The sequence below is a fragment of the Lacisediminimonas sp. genome, from assembly GCF_030645335.1.
In the GTDB taxonomy this organism is placed as follows: Bacteria; Pseudomonadota; Gammaproteobacteria; order Burkholderiales; family Burkholderiaceae_D; genus Lacisediminimonas.
Genome location: NZ_JAUSNH010000089.1, coordinates 1 through 6,097 on the forward strand (window position 1 = coordinate 1; position 6,097 = coordinate 6,097).

General features: G+C 57.6%; 8 protein-coding genes and 1 other RNA gene. 8 read left to right on the top strand and 1 reads right to left on the bottom strand.

Translation table 11 applies throughout. From position 1 onward, the window contains the following. The coding region (locus Q7T64_RS06310; RefSeq protein ID WP_304792965.1) for a DNA gyrase subunit A at window positions 1-869 on the bottom strand (869 nt) is incomplete at its 3' end. Window positions 870-1,588: 719 nt separating this feature from the next. Between Q7T64_RS06310 and ompA the strand changes: the two genes are divergently transcribed. The 8 genes from ompA to Q7T64_RS06350 form a co-directional block, all read left to right on the top strand. Beyond that, window positions 1,589-2,272 (top strand): outer membrane protein OmpA, encoded by a 684-nt coding sequence (ompA, locus tag Q7T64_RS06315; RefSeq protein ID WP_304792968.1) that lies wholly within the window; start codon window positions 1,589-1,591, stop codon window positions 2,270-2,272. A gap of 211 nt (window positions 2,273-2,483) precedes the next feature. Then, window positions 2,484-3,179 carry a bifunctional 2-polyprenyl-6-hydroxyphenol methylase/3-demethylubiquinol 3-O-methyltransferase UbiG gene (gene ubiG, locus Q7T64_RS06320; RefSeq protein ID WP_304792971.1) on the top strand — a complete coding sequence of 232 codons (696 nt, stop codon included), beginning with the start codon at window positions 2,484-2,486 and terminating at the stop codon, window positions 3,177-3,179. Window positions 3,180-3,232: 53 nt separating this feature from the next. Then, a complete protein-coding gene (locus Q7T64_RS06325) occupies window positions 3,233-3,913 on the top strand; it encodes an HAD family hydrolase (RefSeq protein ID WP_304792974.1) in 681 nt (226 codons plus the stop codon). A gap of 136 nt (window positions 3,914-4,049) precedes the next feature. Next, window positions 4,050-4,440, top strand: a transfer-messenger RNA (tmRNA) gene (gene ssrA / locus Q7T64_RS06330). A 400-nt stretch (window positions 4,441-4,840) separates the two neighbouring features. After that, a complete protein-coding gene (locus Q7T64_RS06335) occupies window positions 4,841-5,116 on the top strand; it encodes a type II toxin-antitoxin system Phd/YefM family antitoxin (protein ID WP_304792977.1) in 276 nt (91 codons plus the stop codon). Then, the gene (locus Q7T64_RS06340; RefSeq protein WP_304792980.1) at window positions 5,116-5,457 is read left to right on the top strand and encodes a type II toxin-antitoxin system RelE/ParE family toxin; all 342 of its coding nucleotides are present in this window, start codon (window positions 5,116-5,118) and stop codon (window positions 5,455-5,457) included. The genes Q7T64_RS06335 and Q7T64_RS06340 overlap by 1 nt, the downstream gene beginning before the upstream one ends. 111 nt (window positions 5,458-5,568) lie before the next feature. Further along, on the top strand, window positions 5,569-5,808 hold the full coding sequence (locus Q7T64_RS06345; RefSeq protein WP_304792982.1) for an AbrB/MazE/SpoVT family DNA-binding domain-containing protein: 240 nt from the start codon (window positions 5,569-5,571) through the stop codon (window positions 5,806-5,808). Continuing rightward, on the top strand, window positions 5,808-6,097 hold a 290-nt coding region (locus Q7T64_RS06350; protein ID WP_304792985.1), incomplete at its 3' end, for a type II toxin-antitoxin system VapC family toxin. The genes Q7T64_RS06345 and Q7T64_RS06350, both read left to right, overlap by 1 nt.

The following is a 6,097-nucleotide window of genomic DNA, read 5'->3' on the forward strand; positions in this document are numbered from 1 at the left end:
TCGGAAATCCCTTCCAGCTTCTTGTCGCGCACCAGTTCAGCGATGCGCTCGAGCAGGGACTTCTTGTTGACCTGGTAAGGCAACTCGTCGACGATGATCGCAGGGCGGTTTTCGCGCGTGTCTTCGAAGTGCGTCTTGGCACGCATGACCAGCCGGCCGCGGCCTGTGCGATAACCATCGCGTACCCCGGATATGCCATAAATGATGCCCGCCGTCGGAAAGTCGGGCGCCGGGATCAGCTCGATCAATTCATCGATCGTGCAGTTCGGGTTGTTCAGCACATGCAGCGCGCCGGCCACCACCTCGGACAGGTTGTGCGGCGGGATATTGGTCGCCATGCCGACTGCAATACCGGACGAACCGTTGATCAGCAGATTGGGCACGCGCGTGGGCAACACGGAAGGCTCGCGCTCCTTGCCATCGTAGTTCGGCACGTAATCGACCGTGTCTTTCTCGATATCAGCCAGCAACTCGCCGGCAATCTTGTCAAGCCGGCACTCGGTGTATCGCATGGCAGCCGCATTGTCGCCATCGATCGAACCGAAATTGCCCTGGCCATCGACCAGCGTGTAACGCAGCGAAAAGTCCTGCGCCATCCGCACCAGCGTGTCGTAAATCGCCTGGTCGCCGTGGGGATGGTATTTACCCATCACCTCGCCGACGACGCGGGCGCACTTCACATACGGCCGGTTCCAGACATTGTTCGTCTCGTGCATCGCATACAGTACGCGGCGATGGACTGGCTTCAATCCGTCGCGGACATCAGGCAGCGCGCGGCCAACGATAACGCTCATCGCGTAGTCGAGATAGCTCTTGCGCATCTCCTCTTCGAGTGAAATCGGGATAGTCTCTTTTGCGAATTGATCCATGTCGGGCCGGTAGTTCAGTGACGAAAAGGGCGATCGCAGCAGTCGGCAGACCACAACGCGCACCACGATGCGGGAAAGCGTCCGATTTTAGCACGCGACCATCCGCCATTCCGGACTGGAAGGACGCCATTTGCCTGAGAATGCAGGCAAGCGCGCCGACTAGCGCATTTGATCAGGCGTTCGATCTTTGGCGCCGAACCCGGCAGGTTTGCCCGAACATACTCAATATTCGCGGCGGGAATGGCGTCAGGTTCTGCAAGCGAGCAGGCCGGCCAGGGCGGCAGAAAGCAACAATTCGCGACAAAACGCGGCGGCGCAATATTGCTATATGGAAATATTACAGCTCGTGCAGCGATTGCCGGCGACTCACCCAAGGGAAGCACTGGCCCGACAAATCGCAATACTTTGCTAAAACGCAAGGCCAAGCGCTGGCGTAAAGCGACAATGCCGCATCCGACTGATTGTCAGATTGGCATGCTGACATGTTGCAAAATAGCGACAGCATGCAAAAATGCGCAATCCGTCTGCAGTGGCGCTTCGGACTCGGCCGGACCCTATGGCAAAATATGCTGAGTTATGGCGTATTTCATTGAAGTAATATTTTAATGATACGACCCCGACCTGCATGGTAATATCCTCAACCAACAAATCTTGACCTTTAATTTACTTTGATTAGTTGCGCAGTTAGGCTGCGAATGATCTCACCCGAGAGGAGAAATATGAATAAGTTAGTAAAACTCATCTTCGCTGCGACCGCAGTCGCTGCCGCCGCTTCTGCTACCGCACAAACAGCTAACACCGCGAATGTCATGAACAAGACGCCTTACAGCGGCTACGTTCAGGACACGCGCGGCGTAGTCGTGACCACACCATACGGCCTGTGCGTGCGTACTGGTTACTGGACACCGGCCGATGCATTCCCAGGCTGCGACATGCCACTGGAAGCACCGAAAGTAGTCGTTCCGGCAGCCAAGCCAGCTCCTGCTCCTGCTCCTGCTGCAGTCGCTCCGGCACCAGCACCAAAGCCAGCTCCTGCCCCGACTTCCGAGAAAGTGACGTTCGCAGCTGACGCCTTCTTCGACTTCGACAAGTCAGTCCTGAAGCCTGAAGGCAAAGCCAAGCTCGACGACATGACTTCCAAGCTCAAGGACATCAACCTTGAAGTCATCATCGCTGTCGGTCACACCGACTCGATCGGTACTGACAAGTACAACCAGAAGCTCTCCGTTCGCCGCGCTGAAGCCGTGAAGGCCTATCTGATATCCAAAGGTATCGAAGCCAATCGCGTCTACACCGAAGGCAAAGGCGAGAAGCAGCCAGTTGCTGACAACAAGACATCCGCCGGTCGCGCTAAAAACCGCCGCGTGGAAATCGAAGTAGTCGGTACACGCACCAAGAAGTAATCTCCGACTCGTCGGAATGAACCCCGCTTCGGCGGGGTTTTTTTTCGTCCGTAGCAATGCGCTGCGATTGCACAAGCATTAACTCAGGGCCAAACCGACTCACTCCGAGCACGTCGGAAGATCGAGTGTTCTTTCCGAGGAGCGTTATCGATACTTCGGACCGCGTTGCCGGCGCAAGGCGAAAATCACAGCCTGGGTTATGATGTCAGGCATGAACGCCGACCCATCCGAACTGCAAAAATTCAGCGATCTCGCTCACCGCTGGTGGGATCCCACTTCCGAATTCCGTCCACTGCATGAAATCAATCCATTGCGGCTGGAATGGTTGAACGCGCGCGCCCCGCTGCGCGGCGCACGGATTCTCGACATCGGCTGCGGTGGCGGCATACTGGCCGAATCCATGGCGCGCAAGGGCGCTGATGTCACCGGCATCGACCTCTCCGAAAAGGCGCTCAAGGTCGCCGACCTGCACAGCCTGGAGTCCGGCGTGCAGGTACGCTACGAACTGATCTCGGCCGAAGACATGGCGGCACGTGAAGCCGGCGGTTTTGACGTTGTCACCTGCATGGAAATGCTGGAGCACGTGCCCGACCCGGAAGCGATCGTGCATGCCTGCGCCACGCTGGTACGCCCGGGTGGTCACGTCTTTTTCTCGACCATCAACCGCAATCCGAAGTCCTATCTGTTTGCGATCATCGGCGCCGAGTACGTTCTGAACCTGCTTCCCAAGGGTACCCATGACTTTGGCAAATTCATCAAGCCAGCAGAACTGAGCTGCTATGTACGCCATGCCGGTCTGGAACTGGACGCCATGAAAGGCCTGACCTACAACCCGCTCTCCAGGATGTATTCGCTCAACCAGGATACCGGCGTCAATTACCTGATGGCCTGCCGCCGCCCCGCCTGACCCTGACACACAGTCGCCCGCCTCCGTACTGAACCCGCACCATGAGCATGACAATGAGCACCTTTGCCCAGTCCACGCCGCGCGCCGTCCTGTTTGACCTGGATGGCACCCTGGCCGATACCGCACCCGATCTGGCCGCCGCCGTCAACAAGCTGCGCACCGATCGCGGCCTGGCGCCCGCTCCCTATGAAACATTGCGGCCGCTCGCCTCGCACGGCGCCCGTGGCCTGATCGGCGCGGCTTTCGGCATTGCCCCTGGGCACGACGAATACGAACCGCTGCGGCTCGCCTTCCTGGACAACTATACCGCCGCGATAGCTGACAAAAGCACCCTATTCGACGACGTTGAGCCATTATTAAGCCAACTTCGGCTAAAAAGCATCCAATGGGGCGTAGTCACCAACAAGGCTGCCCGTTTGACTGACCTGTTGATTCCGCTGATCGGTCTCGGTCATGCCGCTTGCGTCATCTCCGGCGACACCACACCCCATCCAAAGCCCCATCCGGCTCCGTTGCTGGAAGCGGCCCGACGCATCGGCCTGGATGCAGCGCATTGCTGGTATGTCGGCGACGACCTGCGTGACATGCAAGCCGCAAAAGCAGCCGGCATGTTCGCCATCGCAGCGGCCTGGGGCTATTGTGGCGACAGCGACCCGACGACCTGGGAAGCCGATTGCATCATCGACTCGCCACTCGGGATCATCGAATTGATTGCGCAGTCTGTCGCTGACTGACTAGGCACAACAGGCAATCTGTTCGACCGGCAACACGGACAAGTCGCCACACACGATTCAAAGATGGGCCTTGAAAACGCGCCCCGGAGCCTTATCTGCGGTAAGCTACAGGAACTCTGAAGTTTCAGTTTTATCAGGGGGCGACCTGGTTTCGACAGGGGTTGCAAAGCAGCGCAGGGCATACCGAGGACTGGTTACCTCGTAAATCCATCCAGAAGCAGACAACTGCAAACGACTCAAATCACGCTCCAGAGTTCAAACTCGCTGCGTGACACCCCTAGGCGCTTAAAAACCGCCTAGCTCCGCACCGTCTCTTCCTTGGGGCGGGCTGGCAACAGCAGCGGAGTCATACACAAGGAATCGCGCTAACCCGGGTGGCTTGGGATAGCGTTAAACAATAGGTCACTCGCCTCACCGCAGCGTGTCCGTCCGCGGCGACCGGGGTTAAATCAAATGGCGAGGCTAAGTATGTAGAACTGTCTGTAGAGTACCTTTGGACGCGGGTTCGATTCCCGCCGCCTCCACCAACACGAAAAGATGCCACCCGCAGGGTGGTATTTTTTCGTGTTGACGAAACCTTGGATCGAACCCGCGGGACGCGGGGCGAAGGCGAGGTTTCGACGAGCATGCTCGTCGCCGCCGAAGCGGATTCGCGCTTGCAAGCGCGAAGACCGGGAGATTCCCGCCGCCTCCACCAACACGAAAAGATGCCACCCGCAGGGTGGTATTTTTTCGTGTTGACGAAACGCCGATTCAAACCCGCGCGAATGTGGGACAAACGGAAGCGCGGCTACCGGGCGATGGGGTACAGGGTGGCTTCTGATGTGCCCGCGCAATGATGACGAATTCTCCTGAGGTCGTCTCCATCCCTTGTCATGCGACCATAAAAAGACTAAATTAAGTCCAATTCAAGATTGGAGGTCTACCATGCGCTACTCATCACAAATCAAGCCCATCAGCTATCTCAAAGCCAACGCGGCCGAGGTTTTGACGCACCTCGCGCAGCAGCGTGAACCGATGGTCATCACCCAAAACGGCGAAGCCAAGGCTGTCCTACAGGACATCGCCTCGTTCGAGGAGACGCAAGAAACACTGGCCTTGCTAAAAATCCTTGCGCTGGGCAATCAGGATGTGGCCGCTGGCAAGGTCAAGCCTGTGGCCGATGTCGTTGCCCGCCTCCGCGCCAAGCGAGCCCCCGCCTGATGGCAGGTACATCTGTCCAGTTTGAAGTCCTGCTCACCGAGGGTGCGGAGCAGGACTTGGAGGCCATCCACGACTACATCTGCGAATTCGACTGCGTCGCCAACGCCATCCATGCGTTAGATGCATTGATGGACGTTGTGCAGAGCCTGTCGAAATTCCCAGAACGCGGTAGCTACCCGAAGGAACTGGTCGGGCTTGGTATCAAAGAATACCGCCAGACCTTCTTCATGCCTTACCGCGTGATCTACCGTGTCACAGGCAGCCAGGTCATCATTTACCTGATTGCGGACGGACGGCGTGACATGCAAACCGTACTTGCTCGCCGCCTGCTTGGCGCTTGACGCAGCAAGGGGACATTACTACTTGGGGCTAACACGGCGATACGTGCGGATTGCATACCCGCCCACCGAGTATTACAATAAAAAAACGTGTAATACATAAGGAGGCGCGACATGTCGACGACCCTTACCAGCAAGGGCCAGGTCACCATCCCAAAGCAGATTCGCGACGCACTGAACCTGGCACCAGGTTGCTCCGTGGATTTTTCCGTCAATCGCGATGGCGAGGTAGTCATTCACAAGGCAGGTGCGCGATCGAGCCGCAAGCATGACCGCTTCGAGGCCGCACGGGGCAAGGCCGACATCAAATGGCGCACCGATGATCTGATGACGTTGCTGCGCGGTGACGACTGATGCTTATCGTCGACACCAATGTACTGGTCGACGTTCTGGAGAACGACCCGGAGTGGGCGGACTGGTCCATTGGCCAATTGCGGGCCCAGTCGCAGATCCATCGACTGGCCATCAACCCGATCATCTACTCGGAACTCTCACTGACTTTCTCCACCGCTGAGGCGCTGGATCGCACGGTCGATGACCTGGGCCTGACGATGATGGAAATTCCCAAGCCCGCATTGTTTCTGGCTGGAAAAGCCTTCATACGTTATCGGCGACAAGGAGGGCAGAAACAGAATGTTCTGGC

Coding starts and splice junctions, on each gene's coding strand:
- ompA (WP_304792968.1), top strand. CDS start 1,589: ATGAATAAGTTAGTAAAACTCATCTTCGCTGCGACCGCAGTCGCTGCC.
- ubiG (WP_304792971.1), top strand. CDS start 2,484: ATGAACGCCGACCCATCCGAACTGCAAAAATTCAGCGATCTCGCTCAC.
- Q7T64_RS06325 (WP_304792974.1), top strand. CDS start 3,233: ATGAGCACCTTTGCCCAGTCCACGCCGCGCGCCGTCCTGTTTGACCTG.
- Q7T64_RS06335 (WP_304792977.1), top strand. CDS start 4,841: ATGCGCTACTCATCACAAATCAAGCCCATCAGCTATCTCAAAGCCAAC.
- Q7T64_RS06340 (WP_304792980.1), top strand. CDS start 5,116: ATGGCAGGTACATCTGTCCAGTTTGAAGTCCTGCTCACCGAGGGTGCG.
- Q7T64_RS06345 (WP_304792982.1), top strand. CDS start 5,569: ATGTCGACGACCCTTACCAGCAAGGGCCAGGTCACCATCCCAAAGCAG.